The 18,593-nt window shown below is 68.4% G+C and carries 21 protein-coding genes and 2 pseudogenes; 12 read left to right on the plus strand and 11 right to left on the minus strand.

Annotated features, from left to right (window positions below; translation table 11 throughout):
• Positions 1-335: 335 nt before the first annotated feature.
• The 3 genes from rpmF to DY245_RS42220 all read left to right on the plus strand — a co-directional run bounded on the left by rpmF (position 336) and on the right by DY245_RS42220 (position 2,701).
• Entirely contained in the window at positions 336-506 is a 171-nt protein-coding gene (gene rpmF, locus DY245_RS42210) for a 50S ribosomal protein L32 (protein ID WP_030077900.1), read from the plus strand.
• 9 nt (positions 507-515) lie between these two features.
• Positions 516-1,691, plus strand: coding sequence for a GTP-binding protein (locus DY245_RS42215; RefSeq protein WP_128512414.1), 1,176 nt, complete (start codon positions 516-518; stop codon positions 1,689-1,691).
• A gap of 284 nt (positions 1,692-1,975) precedes the next feature.
• Positions 1,976-2,701, plus strand: a complete 726-nt coding sequence (locus DY245_RS42220) for a tyrosine-protein phosphatase (RefSeq protein WP_128512415.1) — start codon at positions 1,976-1,978, stop codon at positions 2,699-2,701.
• Positions 2,702-2,868: 167 nt separating this feature from the next.
• Here the strand turns inward: DY245_RS42220 and DY245_RS42225 are convergent, their stop codons facing one another.
• The 6 genes and pseudogenes from DY245_RS42225 to DY245_RS42250 form a co-directional block, all read right to left on the minus strand.
• On the minus strand, positions 2,869-3,702 hold the full coding sequence (locus tag DY245_RS42225) for an alpha/beta fold hydrolase (RefSeq protein WP_128512416.1): 834 nt from the start codon (positions 3,700-3,702) through the stop codon (positions 2,869-2,871).
• 116 nt (positions 3,703-3,818) lie between these two features.
• Positions 3,819-4,414, minus strand: a pseudogene (locus DY245_RS42230) (transposase family protein); the annotation flags it as partial.
• Positions 4,415-4,594: 180 nt separating this feature from the next.
• A complete protein-coding gene (locus tag DY245_RS42235) occupies positions 4,595-5,995 on the minus strand; it encodes a carotenoid oxygenase family protein (RefSeq protein WP_128512417.1) in 1,401 nt (466 codons plus the stop codon).
• Complete coding sequence (locus DY245_RS42240) at positions 5,992-6,627, minus strand: TetR/AcrR family transcriptional regulator (RefSeq protein ID WP_128512418.1); 636 nt, start codon at positions 6,625-6,627, stop codon at positions 5,992-5,994. Before DY245_RS42240 ends, DY245_RS42235 begins: the two co-directional genes overlap by 4 nt.
• A gap of 45 nt (positions 6,628-6,672) precedes the next feature.
• Entirely contained in the window at positions 6,673-6,963 is a 291-nt protein-coding gene (locus DY245_RS42245; protein WP_147318438.1) for an erythromycin esterase family protein, read from the minus strand.
• A 36-nt stretch (positions 6,964-6,999) separates the two neighbouring features.
• Complete coding sequence (locus tag DY245_RS42250; protein WP_244943610.1) at positions 7,000-7,446, minus strand: erythromycin esterase family protein; 447 nt, start codon at positions 7,444-7,446, stop codon at positions 7,000-7,002.
• A gap of 211 nt (positions 7,447-7,657) precedes the next feature.
• On the opposite strand from DY245_RS42250, the gene DY245_RS42255 reads away from it, so the two are divergent.
• From DY245_RS42255 to DY245_RS48570, 3 genes are all read left to right on the plus strand, one after another.
• On the plus strand, positions 7,658-8,485 hold the full coding sequence (locus DY245_RS42255) for an APH(3'') family aminoglycoside O-phosphotransferase (protein ID WP_128512421.1): 828 nt from the start codon (positions 7,658-7,660) through the stop codon (positions 8,483-8,485).
• Between the two features lie 245 nt (positions 8,486-8,730).
• On the plus strand, positions 8,731-9,081 hold the full coding sequence (locus DY245_RS42260) for a winged helix-turn-helix domain-containing protein (RefSeq protein ID WP_181924096.1): 351 nt from the start codon (positions 8,731-8,733) through the stop codon (positions 9,079-9,081).
• Positions 8,967-9,719: a transposase gene (locus DY245_RS48570; RefSeq protein WP_425329522.1), complete on the plus strand. Its 753-nt coding sequence runs from the start codon at positions 8,967-8,969 to the stop codon at positions 9,717-9,719. Before DY245_RS42260 ends, DY245_RS48570 begins: the two co-directional genes overlap by 115 nt.
• On the opposite strand, the gene DY245_RS42270 is transcribed toward DY245_RS48570, so the two are convergent.
• On the minus strand, positions 9,670-10,143 hold the full coding sequence (locus tag DY245_RS42270) for a MarR family winged helix-turn-helix transcriptional regulator (RefSeq protein ID WP_128512424.1): 474 nt from the start codon (positions 10,141-10,143) through the stop codon (positions 9,670-9,672). The genes DY245_RS48570 and DY245_RS42270 overlap by 50 nt on opposite strands.
• 50 nt (positions 10,144-10,193) lie before the next feature.
• Between DY245_RS42270 and DY245_RS42275 the strand changes: the two genes are divergently transcribed.
• Positions 10,194-10,658 (plus strand): MarR family winged helix-turn-helix transcriptional regulator, encoded by a 465-nt coding sequence (locus tag DY245_RS42275; protein WP_128512425.1) that lies wholly within the window; start codon positions 10,194-10,196, stop codon positions 10,656-10,658.
• 120 nt (positions 10,659-10,778) lie between these two features.
• On the opposite strand, the pseudogene DY245_RS47350 reads toward DY245_RS42275, so the two are convergent.
• Positions 10,779-11,286, minus strand: a pseudogene (locus DY245_RS47350) (transposase family protein); the annotation flags it as partial.
• 21 nt (positions 11,287-11,307) lie between these two features.
• Complete coding sequence (locus tag DY245_RS42280; RefSeq protein WP_128512426.1) at positions 11,308-12,036, minus strand: hypothetical protein; 729 nt, start codon at positions 12,034-12,036, stop codon at positions 11,308-11,310.
• Between the two features lie 525 nt (positions 12,037-12,561).
• Here DY245_RS42280 and DY245_RS42285 point away from each other — a divergent pair.
• Positions 12,562-12,897, plus strand: coding sequence for a hypothetical protein (locus tag DY245_RS42285; RefSeq protein WP_128512427.1), 336 nt, complete (start codon positions 12,562-12,564; stop codon positions 12,895-12,897).
• A gap of 498 nt (positions 12,898-13,395) precedes the next feature.
• On the opposite strand, the gene DY245_RS42290 is transcribed toward DY245_RS42285, so the two are convergent.
• Positions 13,396-13,701: a hypothetical protein gene (locus tag DY245_RS42290; protein WP_128512428.1), complete on the minus strand. Its 306-nt coding sequence runs from the start codon at positions 13,699-13,701 to the stop codon at positions 13,396-13,398.
• A gap of 523 nt (positions 13,702-14,224) precedes the next feature.
• Between DY245_RS42290 and DY245_RS42295 the strand changes: the two genes are divergently transcribed.
• Complete coding sequence (locus DY245_RS42295) at positions 14,225-15,052, plus strand: creatininase family protein (protein WP_128512429.1); 828 nt, start codon at positions 14,225-14,227, stop codon at positions 15,050-15,052.
• A gap of 139 nt (positions 15,053-15,191) precedes the next feature.
• Positions 15,192-15,647, plus strand: a complete 456-nt coding sequence (locus tag DY245_RS48670; RefSeq protein ID WP_483409841.1) for a DUF6234 family protein — start codon at positions 15,192-15,194, stop codon at positions 15,645-15,647.
• Here DY245_RS48670 and DY245_RS42300 read toward each other — a convergent pair.
• Positions 15,592-15,885, minus strand: a complete 294-nt coding sequence (locus tag DY245_RS42300; protein WP_128512430.1) for a hypothetical protein — start codon at positions 15,883-15,885, stop codon at positions 15,592-15,594. The two genes, DY245_RS48670 and DY245_RS42300, sit on opposite strands and share 56 nt — an antisense overlap.
• A gap of 979 nt (positions 15,886-16,864) precedes the next feature.
• Between DY245_RS42300 and DY245_RS42305 the strand changes: the two genes are divergently transcribed.
• On the plus strand, positions 16,865-17,479 hold the full coding sequence (locus DY245_RS42305) for a hypothetical protein (protein ID WP_128512435.1): 615 nt from the start codon (positions 16,865-16,867) through the stop codon (positions 17,477-17,479).
• Between the two features lie 16 nt (positions 17,480-17,495).
• Positions 17,496-18,593: serine/threonine-protein kinase (locus DY245_RS42310; protein ID WP_147318439.1), on the plus strand; the 1,098-nt coding region annotated here is incomplete at its 3' end.

Raw genomic sequence — 18,593 nt, forward strand, 5'->3', positions numbered from 1 at the left:
TGCGCGGCCACGCGCACGACCAAGCGCTTCGGCCGTCGGAATCCGGGTCACGCCCAGTGGGCGCCACCTGGCCCTGGTAGGCCCCCACGGATACGGCCTGTGGCACGCCACGGACGGCAGGCTGATCATTCGGACACCGCCACGGGAGACGCATCCCCGTAAGCGCATCGGCGCCGGCCTGGCGCCCGGCGAAGGGGACATGCTCACGACGGCCGGATCGGACCACGTCGTCCCACTATGGCGCGCCGGCATCCAAGGCACCATCCGCGCAATTTGGGAATGGCATCCATTTTCATATAGCCTCCTTCCGTCACCCAGTCACGCAGGAGGTCACCATGGCCGTACCCAAGCGGAAAATGTCCCGCAGCAATACCCGTCACCGCCGTGCCCAGTGGAAGGCCACCACCCCCCAGCTCGTACCCATCACCGTCGACGGCACCCCGTACCTCGTACCTCAGCGACTGGCCAAGGCGTACGAACGCGGGCTGCTGCGCCCGGAGAGCTGAGCCGACGGCATGACGCACCACCACAACCGACTGCCCGTCACGGTCCTGTCCGGTTTCCTCGGAGCCGGCAAGACCACCCTGCTCAATCACGTCCTGGGCAACCGGGAGGGCCTGCGCGTCGCGGTCATCGTCAATGACATGAGCGAGATCAACATCGACGCGACACTGGTGCGCGGTGGCGAGGCCGCCCTCTCCCGCACCGAGGAACGCCTGGTCGAGATGACCAACGGCTGTATCTGCTGCACCCTGCGCGATGATCTTCTCGAAGAGGTCGACCGGCTGGCCCGCGAAGGCCGCTTCGACTATCTCCTCATCGAGTCCAGCGGCATCTCGGAACCGATGCCCGTCGCGGCCACCTTCGCCTTCCCGCGCGACGACGGAGCGACGCTGGGCGACCTCGCCAGGTTCGACACGATGGTCACCGTCGTCGACGCCGCCAACTTCCTGCCGGAGCTGAACGGGGGCGACGGGCTGGCCGAGCGGGGGCTGGACCAGTACGAGGAGGACGAACGCACCGTCAGCGACCTGCTGATGGACCAGATCGAGTTCGCGGACGTCATCATCCTCAACAAGACCGACCTCGTCGATGCGCACAGCGCCGACCGCCTTCAGGCCGCGCTCGCCCGCCTCAACCCGGCCGCCCGCATCGTGCGCGCGCGGCACGGGCGGGTGAACTCCGCCGACATCCTCGGCACCGGGCGCTTCGACCTGGAACGGGCCCAGCAGGCCCCGGGCTGGGTGCGGGAGCTGAACGGCGACCACGTACCGGAGACCGAGGAGTACGGCATCTCCAGCACGGTCTTCCGCGCCGATGCGCCGTTCCATCCCGGCCGGCTGTGGGCCTTCGTCACCGAGGGCCTCGACAGCGGCACCTACGGCCAGATCCTTCGCTCCAAAGGTTTCTTCTGGCTGGCCAGCCGCCCGAACGTCACCGGACTGTGGTCCCAGGCCGGAGCCGTCGCACGCTTCGAGCCGTCCGGTGCCCGCGATGCCGGCGACAGCCAGGGCCAGGAACTGGTCTTCATCGGCACCGGGTTGCGCACCGAGGCACTACAAGCGGCCTTGACCGCCTGCCTCCTGACCGCCGGGGAACAGCTCACCGACGACCCGTTCCCCGCATGGGACACCTACGGACTCGACGACGCCTGCGAACACGAGCACCCGGAGCTGGTGCCGCAGGCCTGACAAGCCCCGGGTTGGGCAGTGGTCGCAGCCACGGCACTGCCCAACCCGGCACTCACGAGGTGCGGACACCGGTGCCCCCGTGCTCATGTGGAGCGCGGGGGCATTGGTGCGTCACAGATCGTCCAAGCCCTGCGCCTGCGCGGGGTGCTGCACCGGCCCGCAACGCGCTGGGGAACCCCTGACCGGCAGGTGCCCGGCACGCGTGGCGGCGCTTCACCTCGGTCGGCGGCGCCACACGACGAAACAACACAACTCGTCCGGCACGAGGACGTAGGGTGCGGCGGATGAGACGGCAGATAGATTTCGAGCGCCTGCACAACTTTCGTGACCTGGGCGGCTATCACACCCGGGACGGCCGTACCGTGCGCTGGGGTCGCCTGTACCGGTCCGATTCGCTCTCCAAGCTCCAGGGAGCCGACTGGGACCGTTTTCTTTCTCTGGGCATCCGCACGGTGATCGATCTGCGCTACCCATGGGAGATCGAAGCCAAGGGCCGTGTACCTGGTGCCGAGGGTCTCGCCTACGTCAACCTCAGCGTGGAGCATCGCCCTTACGACCAGGCTGAGATCGACCCTGACCTGAACCCTTGGCGTTTCCTCGCCGACCGCTACGCGGAGGTCGCTCTCGATGGCGCCGGGGAACTCCGTCAGGCACTGGAGATCATCGTGTCCGAGAGCACCCCGCAGGTCTTCCACTGCGCCTCGGGCAAGGACCGCACCGGTCTGCTGGCCGGCCTGGTTCTCTCGCTCCTGGGCGTGGCCGAGGACGCCATCGCCGCGGACTTCGCACTCACCGAACTGGCCACCGAGCGGCTGATCGCGGACTGGAAAGCGGCCCACCCGGACCGGACTCTGAAGTGGCCCGGCTACGGGAGAGCACCAGAGGAGGTCATGCGGCTCTTCCTGTCCGACCTGGCCTCCACCTATGGCTCCGTGCACGACTACGCCCTCAAGCACCTCGGCGCCGACGAAACCCTGATCTCCCAACTCCGTACGCAGCTCCTGGACTGAGCCTCCTGACAACGATCAATACTCAGAACCCTCTGCGGCCGGTTAAAACCCCCGCCAGCTCAACTTCTTCGTACCGGGCACGCTGAGTCACAACCACTCGTCAGAAGGCCTTCGCACTGTCAGGCACGAGGGGCATTGATTTACGAGTCGGACGACCGGGCGGTTGCCTACCCCAGGAATGCCGCGGTGGTCGCCACGAACCGCTCGGCGTCGTCGAGCCACGGGTAGTGGCCTGCTCCGGGCTGAACGACGAGTTCCGCGTTCGGGAACAGCCCGGCGAACTCGGCCGTCGACCGAGGGGGGCTGTTCAGGTCGAACTCTCCGGCGAGCAGCAGGACGGGAGCCTCGTAGCCGGCAAGCGCCGCCCTCGTGGTTTCCGGATCGAAGGCGCCGTCGGATCCGAAGAGACTGACAGCCTCCTCATTGCTCGGCTGGCTCGTCGCATGAAGAGCTTGTGCCGCGGCGTCCCACCGGCCGCAGAAGAACGGAGCGATGGCCTCCCGGTCGCTGCCCGTTCCCTCGACGATCGCCTCCAAGGCGGCGAACGCCGCCGGGAACCATGGCTCGTTCTTCCGAAGTTGCGCGGTCTCGCGTCGCGTCTCCGCAGTGATCGTGATGCCGACGGCCCTGGTACTGGGAGTGATCAGAGTCAGCTTGCTGACGTTTCCCGGATACCGGGCCACGTACTGGGCCGCGACGTTCGCGCCGGCGCAGTGAGCGAGCAAGTCCATCCGGGGAAGCCCGAGATGTTCGCGCAGGGCCTCGACATCGTCGACAAGGCGGTCGCAGCGGTAGGAGGTGGTGTCTTCGGGAATCGCGGACCGGCCGGTACCGCGAAAGTCCAGACAGATCAGCCGGCGGTGCGTGGACAGATCGCCGAGGTTGCCGAGGTAGGTGGAGTCCGCGGGGCCTCCCGGGAGGCAGACGACCGGGTCACCGTCACCGTCTCCGTCCATGCGGTAGGCGAGCCGGGTTCCATCAGGCGCAGAGAAGGTAGGCATGGCCAGGACCCTGTCAGCGGCGTTCGGACAACGCAATTGAGTTCCTCCTACGGCGTCCCCCTGGACCACCGGCGAGGCGGCCTTGGCGAAGGCACCAGCGGCCACCGCCTGGTCGCCTACCACGCCCGGCCCGGCACTCCCGCGTACAACGCGATGCTCCTGCTCGACACGGCCGCGCGCGAGCCGTCCTCGAACAGGGCGACGCCGACGGCCGGCCCGTCGGCATCCGGGCCGGCCTCGATCCACTGGCGGACTTGGGCCAGGCGTCCGTGTCGGACAGGCTCGTTCCTCAGGTCCGACCGCACCAGATGGACGCCCGGGCGCTCGGACGCCCGGCGAGGAATGCCTCGAACTCCCGGCCGGCGAAGCCCTTGTCCGCGAGGATCACCTGGCCGGAATGGACGAGGTGGCGGTCGCGTTCCAGCAGTGCGGTCATCACCTCTCGTTCGCCGAGCCCTGGGTGGGTCAGGCACCATGTGACAGGCATGCCCTCGGCTGTTGTCACTAGGTAGAGCCGGAATCCCCAGAAGTAGCGGGAATGGCTGCGGCAGTAGCCGTAGCCTGCGTGGCCGGCCAGGTCGGAGCGTTTGGCTGTTTCCCGGGAGGCGGCGCAGGGCAGTGGGGTGAAGTCGATCAGCCGTAGGTTGTCGTGCCAGGTGGGCACTTGCTTGGCCAGTGCCTGGATTGTGGTCGAGATGAGTGGGCCGGCACTGACCACTGAACAGGTGCAGCCTAGTCGCCGCCGTCACGTACGTGGTCGGGTACGCGAGCAGGTGCGCCTCAGGCGACGCCGCGGCCTCATCCGGCAACTACATGCGGCTCCCAGGCGGCCTACGACCCCTCGTTCCGGAGCGCTACGGCCAGGCCAGGCAGCCCGGTCGACGGTCCCCGTTCACCGGTCATCCCCCGGAACCCAGCTCCCGTGCAGACCCAACGGCACCCGCACCGGCAGGTGGATCCGGGCGATCGGTTCGCCGCTGAAGTCCTGTGCAGGGAGGATCACCAGGTCGGATGCGGACCGCTCCGGGTTGAAGACGTACGCCATGACGTACCCGTCGTCCTCCGCCGCCGGCGACTCCGCCGCGACGAACACCCCCTCCCCCACGGCCGCGTCCCGCCCGAACTCGTGCGCTTCCGTCGTTCCCCGGCTCAGATCGTGTTTGAGCAGCGCATTGCTGAACCCCTCGTCCGGCCGGTCGTCTTCCGGGCCGGCGGGCGGGGCGTAGAGCTCGACCGCTGCGGCGTAGCCGTACCGGTAAGGGCGGCCCGTATAGCGGGAGTTGAGGCGGGGGAATTCCTGGACCCGGTCATCGAGGCGTTCTTCCCGGACCGTCCCCGCCGTCAGGTCGATCGTCCACCGGTCCAGTGTGGGCCGGCTGGACCCGACGTCCCTGATGTCGAACCCTTCGGGATGCCGGACCACGTCGACGACGATGTCACAACCGCCCGTGCCCGACCCGCGCAGGTCCTCGTGCGGCCTCTCGTACGCGTTGAGGGTGTGCCCCACCAGGCTCGGTGTGAGCCCGAACCAGCGCACCTCGCCACCCTCGCGCGGCAATACCCCCACGCGCGCCCCACGGCGGTCATCCCAGGTGAACGGCACCCCGGTGGACAGATGCGCGGGGCTGAACACCACGGGTGAGTCGAAGAGCAGCACGTAGTGGTCGGTCAGCGCGAAGTCGTGCATGTACGGGTTACCGGGGACCGGGATGGTGGTGGTCCGCCGCACCGTGCCGGAGTCGTTCATCACGATGTGCTGGACGTTGTCGGAGCCGTAGCGGAAGGCGAGCGAGTGCAGTTCGCGGGTGCGCGGGTCGAAGAGGGAGTGGGCGTTGGCGCTGTACCCCTCCGGGGTCGCCCCTAAGGCGCAGGGCCCCACCGTCTCCAGCTCGTAGGTGAGTTCGTAGGGGCGGATGCCGCCCTCGATGAGTGCGAAGGTACTGCCCGCGAAGCCCACGACCTGCACGTTCGGCGAGATGTCCAACTGTTCGTCGATCGGGGTGCCGCGACGCGGCTCGCCGAGGTGGTCGGCGACCGCGCTGGAACGGACCCAGCGGTTGCGGTACCACTCGGCGCGCCCGTCCCGTATGCGCACCCCGTGGACCATGCCCGCGCCGAGGGTCCAGATGTGCGCGGCGGCGTCCTCGATGCCCAGTGGGTTGGGGCCGTTGCGGAGATAGCGGCCGTTGAGATGGGTCGGAATCCGCCCGGTCACGGGCAGGTCGTAGGCGGTGACTTCCTCGGTGACCGGGGCGAAATTCCCCGACAGGTAGCGGTTGCGCGTGGTGGTCATGTTCCTTGCCCTTCGTTCTTCGAATCGTGCTGGGTGCTGAACGCCCGTGCCACCGCCGCCATCAGCGCGTCATAGCGCCGACCACCGTCCTCCGGCGTGAAATGTCCGGCGATCTCCAAACTCACCGCGCCGTGCGATGCCGCCCAGAAGATCTTTGACACCTCACGGGCGTCGCCCGGCTGGAAGATCCCGGCTTCCATGCAGGCGGCCACGGCGGCGGCCGAGGTGTCGAAGGCGGTCTCGGCGACGGCGAGGGCCTCCGCGCTCGGCCGGAAGCCCGGTACGGTCTGCTCGAACATGACCCGGTAGTAGGCCGGTTCGGCAATCGCGTGCTCCCGATAAGCCGCCCCGAGATGGGTGAGGTGCGTCAACGGGTCTTCGGTACGCGGTACTTGTTCCTGAAACCGGCGCAGCCGCGCGAAGCCCTCCCGGTACAGCGCATCGATCAGCCCTTCCTTGCCACCGAACATGGTGTAGAGGACCTTGGTCGAGGAGCCGATGTCGGTGGCGATCCGCCGCATGGTCAACGCGGCGGGCCCGTCCGTGACCAGCAGGTTGATGGCGCAATCGAGGATCGTGGTGCGCACGGCGTCCTGACCGGCGCGTAGCGCGTCTTGATAGAGCGTGCTCATGGGCAACACTGTAGCGCAACGGAAACAGTGTTACCGACCTGGGGCCTACTCGGCCAAGTCCGCGCTGAGCGTGGTGCGCGGGACGCTCACCACCGCGTCATAGGCGTCCAAGGCAGGCATCGGCAGGAAGCCGTCGTCCATGCGGATGCGGATGCGGATCGGCTCCGGCAGACCGTGTCGTCGGGCGTGCGTGCGCAGTGCGCGGGTCTCGACCATCGCCGGCGCTTCCGGCACGCCCACGAACAGGGCCTCCACGCTGTCAGGCGGTGCCTGAGGAGCAGCTGCAGCGGACTGGCGCATCCCCGCCGGGTGCGCCGGGTCCGGTACGTTCGCCACGGTCCGGCCACCGCCGCTGGTCAACGCCACCGACACTTACTCCGCTCCCAACTCCTTGGCGAGCGGGTGCCCCATGGGCACCCGAGCAAGCGGACCACCCTCAGGGTTGACGGTGCGCTGGATATGGACGTTGTGAGCAGTGGCCACGATCCAGGTGTCGGGCGCAGACCGGTCGAGCAGTTGCAGCACGCTGTCGGCCAGGTGGCGGTCACGGGCGCCGAGGTCGGCGGCGTCCGGTGTGCCGCCGAGCAATTCCGCCATCGCACATTGCATCTGATCGTTGCGCCAGGCCGCCCGAACGTCGGCAAGCGCATCCTCGTAAGCCGTGCGGCCACCGTGCTCGATGCAGATGTCCCGCATCACCGTGACACGGTTGAGCAACCGTCCCGGCACGGCCGACAGTCGGTCCTGGACGGCAGGGTCGAGGCCGAGGTGGCCATAGGCCAGGACCAAGCCCGAACCACCCGCGAACGACTCCGACACCTCCAATGCGGTTCAGAAGAGCATCCAGCTTTGCCGGCACACACGAGCCAACGGGCGCCCTTCGCCATAGTCGCGGCCAGCACAAACATCGGACTCATTCATCTACGCGGTTACGGCAAAGTCGGGTGCTGATCCTTTCCCCGTCCGAACCCGCGACCAGCGCGGGATCGGCAGCGCACTTCACTGCATCCATCCGCTTAGAGTGGCCGCCATGAGTGAACGTCCTGGACCTCAGACCGTGTCGCCGGTGCTGCTGGGTGAGGGTGGCGGCGAGGGCAACTGGCTGCCCGTCACCGCGGGCGAATCGGGGGCCGCCGTCTTCCGCAGCGCGGACGGCACCCGGTACGCCAAGTGCGTAGCGGCAGCGGACGCAGCCGACCTGAAGGCCGAGCGCGACCGGGTCGCATGGCTGAGCGACCAGGGTGTCCCGGGGCCACGGGTGCTTGACTGGCACACCGGCGTTGCTGGCGCCTGCCTTGTGACCGGTGCCGTCTCCGGCGTACCCGCCGACCAAGTGTCCGCCGCGGACCTGCGAGCCTCCTGGGAACGCATCGCGGACGCGGTTCGCGGGCTGCACGAGCTGCCCGTACAGCAGTGCCCGTTCCGCCGGGACGTGGACGGGATGGTCGCCATAGCGCGCGACGTCGTGACCCGTGGCGCGGTGAACCCGGAGTTCCTCCCCGTCGAGCAGCAGCACACGCCGGCCGCGGAGCTGCTGGCCCGCCTCGTCCCGCAGGTCGCGCGGCGACGGGACCAGGAGGCCGCCGACACGGTCGTCTGCCACGGAGACCTATGCCTGCCCAACATCGTCCTCGACCCGCAGACCCTGGACGTGTCGGGTTTCATCGATCTGGGCCGCCTCGGGCTGGCCGACCGCTACGCCGACCTGGCGCTGCTGCTCACCAGCGCGCGGGAGACATGGACGGACGAGGAGCGGGCGCGGGCCGCGGACGCGGCGTTCGCCGAGAAGTACGGCATCTCCCTCGACCACGACCGCCTACGCTTCTACCTCCATCTCGACCCGCTCACCTGGGGCTAAGCGGCGGTGTTGGTGATGTGTCTGCGGTTCGGGTATGAGGTGGGGCAGGGAGGGGCTGCCCATGCCGAAGATCCTGCATGTGGTGTTGACGTCTGATCAGGAACGCGAGGTGCGTGAGCGTCTACGGGCACGTGATCTCGCACCGGGTACCAGGCTGCGTCTGGACTGCATACGGCTGATGGGGCGGGGGTTGACCGTGCCCGAGGTGGCTGACCTGCTCGAATGCAATGAGGTCACGGTGCGCGGTGCGGTCCACCGTTTCGAGGCCGGGGGGCGACGCGCTGGCGGATGCCCCGCGCCCGGGCCGCCCGGCTTCGGTCACCCGCGAGGACCGCGAGGCGCTGGCCGCACCGCTGGACGAGTCCGGGCGCCGGGGCCGCACCTGGACTGCCGCCGCACTGTGCGACTGGCTGGCCGCCGAGCGGGGCGGCAGGGCCTCGGCGGCCTGGCTGACCGAGTTGCTCCACTGGGACGGGTTCCGGTGGAAACGAACCCGGGACACGTTGCGGCACAAGGCCGACCCCGTCCTCCAGCAGGCCGCGCGGGCCAGGCTGGAGGATTTACGGCCTTACGGCTGGACGCGCACGAGGGCGTGAGGGACCTGTACTTCCTCGACGAAAGCGGGTTCGCCCCGACCATGCCCACCGGATACACCTGGTCACGGGCAGGGCAGCGGGCCGTCGTGCCATGCGAGGACAAGAAGGGCCGGCGTGTGCACGTGCTCGGAGCCCTGGCGGTCGGACAGCACGCCGATCTGGTCCGGGAGAGGACCTGCGGCAAGATTGACGCGGCCTTGCTGCTGGAGTTCGTGTGCACGAGGCCGGCCCGCCTGCCGGGCGGGGCCGCCGCACTGGACAAGCCCCCCACGGGTTTCACGCGCGTACGGCCGTGCACCGTCGTCCTGGACAACGCCTCCGCGCACGTGGCCCGGGTCTTCAAAGGGCGCCGCGAGGAGTTGGCCACCATCGGTGTCGAACTCTTCTGTCTCCCGCCCCGCAGTCCCGAGCTGAACGACATCGAGCGGGTGTGGCGCACGGCGAAGTACGAGGACTACCCCCGAGCGCGTCCACACCACCGCCGAAGCGGTCGGCACCACAGTCGACCAAGCCCTCAACCGTCAACGCGCACGCATCAAAGGATCAACAGCAAACTTCACCAAAGCCGCTCAGCCCTCGCACCAGAACCTAGTCGGCGCCGGAGACCACCTCGGCGAACGCAGCCACGAACGTGGTGATGAGCCGGGCGAACGCGGACCGGTCGGCGTCCGACCAGTCCGCCATCACCCGAGCGAAGACGTCCTGCCGAAGCTTGTGCATGCGGGACAGCTGTCCTCGCCCGCTGCTGGTCAGCGTGAGCAACGTGCGCCGCCCGTCGGACGGGTCGGCCTGACGGACCAGCAGCCCCTGATCAACGGCACGGAGCACCAGGCGACTTGCCCTCGGCTGGTCCACGCCGAGTGCGGCGGCGACATCCGTGACGCCGCACGGCAGGCCGCGGTCCTCGATGGCGTCCAGCACGCCGAACAGCGTGGGATCAATTGCCCCGTCTTCATCGGGTGGCGTCAGTCGCCCCAGCGATCGACGGGTCTGGCTGCGGCGAATCGCCACCATGGCCCGCTCGACGGCGGCGACCGCCTCGTCCTGTTCACTCTTCGACATGCATGCTAGATTACATCTGTTGTAAAAATACATACAATAGGGGGGTCGCCATGACCGGCAAAACTCAACTGCCCAACGTCCGCGAGCAGCGCCCGCTCGGCTACTGGCTCAAGTACATCGACGGCGCCATCGAGACGAGCTTCGACCGACTGTTCGCCGACGACGGTCTGACCCGGCGCGGTTGGCAGGTGCTGAACACCATCTCCTACGGCCCCATCACGGTCGCCGAAATCGACGAAACCATGGCGGCGTTCCTGTCCGGCGACGAGCCGACGATGCGCCCGTACGTCGAGCGATTCGCCGAGCTCGGCTGGGTGCGCGTTACGGACGCCGACGGCGTGGCACTGACTGAAGAGGGCAAGCGCACGCACCAGCGGGTCTCCGAGCGAGCCGGAACAGAACGGGTGCGGATGATGGAGTGCCTCTCACATGAGGACTTCCAGGTCCTGATGGACCTGCTGCAGCGCATCGCCACCCATCTCGATGGCCTGGCGACTGAAGCACCGCGTCAGTAGCCTCCGGGGGCAATGCCCCTTGAGGACACCGAGGCTTCGTAGCAGTCAGCGGGTTCATCGACTCGGGTAGCCACGGCCACCCGGTGTTACTTGAGGCGGTTGAAGCTGCTCGACTGCGTGGCGGTTGATGCACCGCGCGACGGCGTTGCGCTGCTTGTACGCCTCGCGGTCGAAGGCGCCAGGACCACATCCGGCCTGGTGCGAGGCCGCCCACGCCGACGGGGAACACGTAGGCGGGCCATCACGTCCGCGAAGGCAGGCGCATACCCGCCTGTCCGGCGGTGAGAACGAACGCCAGAGCCGGCAGTAGCCGTCGGCCGCGAGAGGCATCTCGGTGATCAGCCCGCCCCAGGGCCGGCCCAGGGCATGGTCGGCCGGTTCGCGAGCCGGGGCCCCTTTCTGGCGGGCCCCGGCCGCGTACTGGTGCACACGCGCGATGTGAAGTCCACCGCAACCGCCCGGTTCAAGTCCTCGCCGGCGTCAGCCTGGGCCATCAGCGCGGTGAAGTCACACTCCCAGGTGTCGCCGACAGCCCACATACGCAGCCGGTTACAAACACCCTCCTGCCGTACTTCTCGGGCAGGCGGACCCGCTGCGATCCGGTCCGGAACTTCCACGCGATCACATCTGGACGAAACGGCCTAGCCCGTTATTTCGCCTGCTGCACCTGTGCCACGATCTTCTTGGTCAGACCGAGGCCGGAGGCGCCCATGTCACTGGACTGGACGTTGTAGAAGGTGGTGATGACGACCTTCCCGACCCGAGTCGCCACCAGCGTGGTGCCGCCCTCCCACTCAGGCGCGGAGAGTACGGCCTTGAGGGTCTGGTCGCCCACCTTCGGAACCTTCGCGGTCTTGATCGTCACCGAAGCAGTGGTGCCGTTGGAGGTGTCCTTGAAGTGAGCGCAGTGCTTGAGCACCTGCTCCAAGCGCGTCATGACCGTTTGCGCGTCTGCGCCTCGGAAACTGTCGATCTCCTGGTTGAACTCCTCCTGGGAGGCGTTTGCGAAGTCGCCTTGGGCGAAGGAGGCGCTCTCGATGCCGCTGGTCTGGATCCAGGCGCTGGCCTCCAGCTTCGGGCAGGCGCCCGCCAAGTCGACGGCCGAGCTCGACGACGGGGGTGCGAAGGCCTTCCCCGAGTCACGCGTGGCCTGCGGGTCGGCCTTGTAGCCCTTGGGCAGTACCCCGACGGGAAGAAGCAGGGACTTCAGCCGGGTGCCGTTGAGCAGACCGGCGTTCGGGCCGCCCGCTGTGGGACGGGCTGACGGTCCGGACTCGACCGTCGATGAACTGCTGGTGTCACCGGAGGAGCACGCGGTGAGGGCGAACGGCAGTACGGCGGTCGTGGCGACCGTCACCAAGGCACGACGAAGCTTCATGAAGCCTTCTTCTGGATCAAAAACGAAATAAGAAAGGAGACGAGAGGCCGTCGCGGTATGGGGGTGCGCGGTGCGGCAGGCGCTGATCGTAAGGGTGCACAGCCTTAGCGCCCAGAGATCTACCGCTGGCCGACTGTGAGCGCCAGCTAATCGCAGGGGGAAGATCTCAGCGAAACCGGGCAGTTGCCCCTGGTTTTCGAGATTTTGCTATGTCGAATGTCACGCGGGAAAGACGCAACGCCTGTGGGGGCCTTGCTCAGGAATGGGCATGTAGCACCCGGATCACAGGTAATTGTCGGGGTCGCGTGCGCAGGAGCGTGTGAGCCGGGCGCCGAGGCCGGGCCCGTACGGCAATGTGCTGCTGGGGGCGATGCCGCACAGCGCCGACCGGCTACGGCACGGCATACGCCCACCAATCCGGAGCAGCTGCTGCTGAACGCCCTGGGGACGGCGGTCGCTGATGCGGAGACCCGGGAGTGGGGCCGGGTGCACCGGGAGCAGGTCCCCGCTCAGGACCGGGTGACGATGGTGCTGCAGACGATCACGAGCCGGACCGTGAGGCAGGGCTGCGCAATGGCGGACTTGCACCAGGACCTCCAGCCCGTCGTCGGAGGGGCCCTGGCGGCTCCGAACGTGCAGACCCTGGACCCGCTCGTGGCGGCGACCGGGCAGCCGGAGGGACTGGCTTTCATCGAGGCGATGGGGGAAAGCAAGTTCGTGGTCACCGCTTACGCCCGTCCGTCCGAACCCCTGATCGCCATCGACACTGCGGAAGACGGCACCGGGCAGGCGCAGAACACGCCGGGTGAGCCGGGTGAGGAGACCGGCAGCGGCCGCGTGGCGCCGCGACGTTCCAGGTGAAGCTGGGGAGTCACACCTTCTGTGTGAGCGCGCAGCTGGGGACCAGGTGGAGGCGCGGACGAGATCTACTGGACCGACGCCATCAGCGGCAGCAGCGGCAGGGCTGCTGGTTCAGGCCGGAGGAGTTCGGAGCCGTCAAGATAGGCGCGACCCGCCGCTTCTACGACAACCACCGTAGTCGCGCACCAGCGCGGCGCTCATGTCCTGCTGGGCAGGCTTGGCCGAACGGTCTTGCGGCGCGTCCCCCGGGGTGGGCGATACAGCAGGCATCGGCCACTCGACCCGGGTACTGGTCGACGGCCCATCCCAGGAACGCTCCGAGAGAGGCTTCGTGGCCTGCGCGGCGACGGGCCCTCCCGCCCCCGCACACGAGACGGTACGGCCCCGCCACCCACAGCCGCGCCTGCGCCGATGGCTGGCCCGAGGTACCGACGTGACCTGTCACCGCACGAACGGTGACGCCGACGACAGCGCCCAGCAGAGCTCAGGGCTAAGGGCTCATTGCAGGTAGCTCACGTCGCCGGCGACGCGGTAGGAGTGCACGGAGGTGCAATACGCGTAGGACCATGAGTAGTTGCGCACCGCGTGTCCGAAGACGTACCTGCCGTTGGCGCACTTGACCCAGGCCTGGTAAGGGCCGCCCACAGAGGCGACACCCTGAGTGTTGCTGTCATGCCAGTCGACGCAATTCGACCTGGGCTGGTGGGTGTTCGGCACCTGCGCGCCGGCGGTTCCGGCCGTGGCAACGAGACCGGCCGCAGCCAGGGAGACGGCCGCGAAACCGCTGACCAAGGCACGCCTCATCTTGGACGCCCCTTCTTGGGCTGACTGCCCATGTGTCGAGATCGGTATCCGACGGCGTTCGGACGGGGCACTCAGCCGCTGGCCTCTCTTCGGCCTCGGAGCGCGGCCCGCCCGTGGAGGCCGGGCTCAGGCGCCCCGACAAAGCAACGCCGTCCCGCCAGCCCGCGCTGCTCAGTGTGGGATGGGCCCCGGCTCTTCAGTCAGGAGCCCGCAGCGGCTCTCGGCCACCTTGGTTACACACCGCACAACCCGCTGCTGTTCCCTCCCCGGTCTTTGCGGCCGGTGACCTTCATCGCACGAGTCGAGTCCGGTTCCCCGGCATCGGTGCATCGGTGTGCGTGTGGTCCGGGTCGACATCACACTGGGCCGGTTGATCGTGGACACGGTGGTTTCATTTGTGATCTTTCTACAACGTGCCGGTCAGGAGCCGGTCGGAGCTGTTGCTCGCGCACCACGCCCGCGGCGCGCAAGGATGGCTCGGGGTTGAGCGCCACGTGGCGCAGAACCAGTCGAGGGGGGCTTCATGAACAACGGTTACTCGATCTTCGCTCGGACGATGGCCGACCTGACCTATCCGGAGGTAGAGGCAGCGGCCGAACGAGGGGCATGCGTTCTGCTGCCCACCGGGGTCATCGAACAACACGGCCCTCACCTGCCGCTGGGAACCGATGCGTACGGCGCCTACCAACTCTGTCGCCTGGTGCTGGCGGAGCTGGAGCAACGTGGGGTGGAGGCTCTGATCGCTCCGCCGGTCTTCTGGGGAATCAACCAGGTGTCGTCGGCGTTCCCCGGAACGTTCCGGACCCGCCCCGAGACCGCCGTAGCTCTGCACACCGACATCCTGGACTCCCTGTCCACCGACGGGTTTGACCGGATCTACGTGATCAATCATCAAGGGGACATCGCCCACAACCGCATGCTGCTTGACGTGGTGCAGCGCCAGCACGATCAAGGGCACACCGGGGTAGTGCTGCTGGAACCCGACTTCATCGCCGACCGGCTCGGTTGCTCACCAACCCCCGCCCTGGCGTCATTCGCCATGCAACCGCTTTTCGAGGGCCTGGAGCTGACAGGCGAACTCGGCGTGCACGCCGAAGAGATCGAAAGCGCCCTGATGATGCGCTGGTTCCCCGAACTCGTCGACTACGACGCCATGGCCGAACTGAAGCCGACGGGGCTGAGCGCGGAGGACCTCATGGAATGGCGCAAGGGAGGTGAACACGCCCGACGGGTGACGCCGCAGGGATTCTTCGGTGCACCCAGCCCCCGTGATCCCTTCCTGTGGCGCTTCCACCAACGCATGGCCGCGGCCATGGCGGATCTCGTGACCACGGCACGGTCATCTTCCTGAACCAGCCGACCGATGACGTCACTCGCGGGCACGTGCCCCGGGCCTGGCCTTTGCCTGCCTCCCGTACTCATGTCTCCGTCGTCCCGCCCTCCGGGACGGGCTGGGGCATGGCCAAGTCCCCGGCCATGCTGACAAGTTGATGCCCCGGGGCGCGGACGTATCTGACGCCCTCACCCTCGTCGTTCTCGAACTTGTTGTCCTCGCCATGGCATTCGGGCTGTGGTGGGTCTCCGGGTGGAGCTTCGACCCCGCCGAACCCGGCACACCCGATCCGGTGTGGGGCTATCTCGCCGCCGGTGTGCTGTGTGCTGTGTGCGCTCATGGTGTGGACGGCGGTGGCTGTCTCATGTCGGCGCGCCGTGGTGACGTGTGGGTGCAGTGCTTGAGGGCCACTGTGACGGCGGTGATGATCCTGACCGGGGGCCGTGGGCCAGGTGTGCGAGGGCGCCCCGCCTCCGCCGCCGGGCGCGTGCCACACGTCGCCGTCTGTGCCGTGGTGCGACGGCTGAACGGACAGACCCCAGGCCCTGTCCGATGGATCAGGCTTCGGATCCGAAGGGACGGAGGTCGTAGAGGTAGGAGCGGTCGCGCTTGAAGCTGCGCCATACGGTGGCAGGGGGTTCGGGTTCGTCACCGTGACTGTTCAGGGGATGTGCGGTGACGAGGCCGTCGGCGATCTCGCAGTGCCAGCCGTCCGTCGGCGCCCAGATACACCACACCTGCCCATCCGTTCGGCGATAGGCGGGGCGACCGTGACGCTCGCCGTCCCGTTCGAAGTGGTAGCGGAGCCCATCGATGTGGCGTACAAAGTCGAAAGAAGCAAGAACTGTCATAGCCTCGGCACTGTATGGGACCGGACTGTCGGTGGCTGGGGAGTTCTGGGCATCACCGGGCTGCAAGGTGCGTCTCCTGTCATCAACGTGACGGGACAACGCACCCGGGCCGTTTCGTTCGGATCATCCGATCGTTGGCCAGGGTGTGCCGTTGCCGTTGACTGACGCCACTTGGAGCTGCTCCCACTGAGGATCGTCGTCGTCTTGATCGAACCGGCACGGAGCCATTGCCCGTTATGACCGGCCGAGGCTCGGCCCGCCCTCGCAAGCGGTGGCACCGCGCAGTTCCGGCCCGCAGGTTCCGGCCACTGAAGTAGATAAATTTTCTAGAACTAGACTTTAATTGACAGGGCGTCTGGTCCATACTCGGCCCATGGCTCACAACCGGCTGCCAACACGCTCGAAGAGAGCGTCCCTGTCCGCCCGCCTCCTGCGCGCGAGGGCGGCGGTCGTCGCTCCGGCAGCCCCGCCGTACTCCTGCTGAGCACACCGCCCGCACATCCCCACCCCCCGGCCTCGCCGGGTATGACCGACGGGTTCGACCTCACCCAGGTCTCCGCCGGCGCTACCCGGTCCCCTGTTTCCTACGTCGAGAGCTAGACGGAGAGCGAACCGCCCCGTGAGTGAGAGTCCGCAGATGAACCCCCAGCAGGGCCCCGGCCAGACCGGCCCCACCCAACCGCTCCCACCGGGAACACCAGGAACGCTGGGAACACCGGGAACACCGGGAACGCCGGGAACGCCGGGAACGCCGGGATGGGGCCCTGCGGCGCAGCCCCCGGACCAGATGCCGCCTCCGCCCCCGGCCCAACCGCCGGGCACGCCCCCGACCCAGCCGCCTGGCGCACCCTCAGCCCAACCGCCTGGCGCACCCTCGGCCTGGTCTCAGCCCGTCCCGGCGGCGCTGCCGCAAGGCGGTGCGCCGTCCGCGGGGCGGCGTGCGCGGCCCTGGCTGATCGGCGGTGGCGCGGCGCTCGCCGTGGCCGCGATCGTCGGTGTGATCATTGCCGCCTCGGGGGACGACGGCAAGAACACCGCATCGGGGAAGTCTCCTGGCGCACCGGGCGGTGCCGCCAAGCCGTCGGCGCCGACGGAGAAGGCGTTCACCAAGGTGCCCGAAGCATGCAAGCTGATCAAGGCATCCACCATCGCGCGCATCGCGCCCGGAACCGAGTGCAAGCCGTCGCAGTTCGACAATGCGACCATGGCGGCGATGATCACCAGGATGCCGAGCTGGCGGACGCCCTTCGGCTCTGGCGGCAAGATGCTGGACCTGGGCGTGAACCTCATGGTCGGACCGTCGGCGAAAGGCATGTACGACATGCATAAGTCGAGTGCTCTCAACGCCTTGAAGAAAGTGCGCACGACCACCGGCTCCCGGTCGCTCAGCGACCTCGGCGAGGAGGCCTACGTCGTGCACGCCGTCGACAAGGACCCGATGTCCCTGGCCGAGGCACAGGTGATCGTCCGTGCGGGCAACGCCGAGTTCACCGTGGGCTACACGTACCACACCTCGGACTCCGGCAAGAACCAGCAGCAGGCCGAGGACGCCGCCATCGCCGCCGCCCGCGATGTGCTCGGCTCGCTCAGCTGACCGCCGCCGCAACGAGGTGCACACACCGACGCACGGCGGCAGCGACCCTACGCTCCAGCAGCCGCCCACCACAGTCCCCCAGCAACCCGCCACGGTCCCGCAGCCGCCCACCGCTGCCCCGCCCCAGCACGCCACGGTCCCCCCACCGCACACCCCGGGCAGGATCGGTCCCTACGAGATTTTCCAACTCCTGGGCGAAGGCGGCATGGGCAGGGTCTTCCTGGCCAGGTCACCGGGATCGCGGTTGGTCGCGCTCAAGGTCATCCGGCCCGAGTACGCCGAGGCACCGAACTTCCGCGGGCGCTTCCGGCGCGAGGCCGACGCCGCCGGGAGGGTGAGCGGTTTCTACACCCCGCCCGTGCTCGATGCGGACGCCGACGCCCAGCAGCCGTGGCTGGCCACCGCCTACGTACCCGCGCCGTCCCTGCATGACGTCGTGCGGCGCTTCGGCCTGCTGTCCGAGCCGGCCCTGCGGGCCCTGGGCACCGGCCTCGCGGAGTCGCTCCTTGCGATCCACGCCGCCGGTATCGTCCACCGCGACCTCAAGCCCGGCAACGTACTCGTGACCCATGACGGGCCCCGTGTCATCGACTTCGGCATCAGCCGGGCGGTGGATGCGACGCAGGTGACGCGGACGGACGCCGTGATCGGAACGCCCGGGTTCATGGCCCCCGAGCAGATCGTGTCGAGCCGCGAGGCCGGACCGGCGGCCGACGTCTTCTCCCTCGGCTGCGTCCTGACCTTCGCGGCCATCGGCCGGGGCCCCTTCGGCGCCGGCAGCACGGCCGAGATCCTCTACCGGGCCGTGCACGCCCCGCCGCAGCTGGACGGCGTACCCGACGCGCTGCGTCCGCTGGTGGAGGCCTGTCTGGACAAGGACCCTGCCCGCAGGCCGGCCGTCGGCGCGCTGTTGAACGCGCTGGGTTCCGCCGATCCCTCCGCGCTGCTCACGCCGGGCCTGCGCGAGGACCTCGCTCAACGGGAGGCGCACGCCGCCGTCCTGGTGACCGCGCCGCCCATGCCTGTCACTCCGCTGGACACGGCGGCCCCGGGCGGGCCGAGCCGCCGCCGCTTCCTGTGGATCGCCGCGGCCGGCGGCACCGCCGCGGCGGCC

This window comes from Streptomyces inhibens (genome assembly GCF_003389455.1).
Lineage (GTDB): Bacteria > Actinomycetota > Actinomycetes > Streptomycetales > Streptomycetaceae > Streptomyces > Streptomyces inhibens.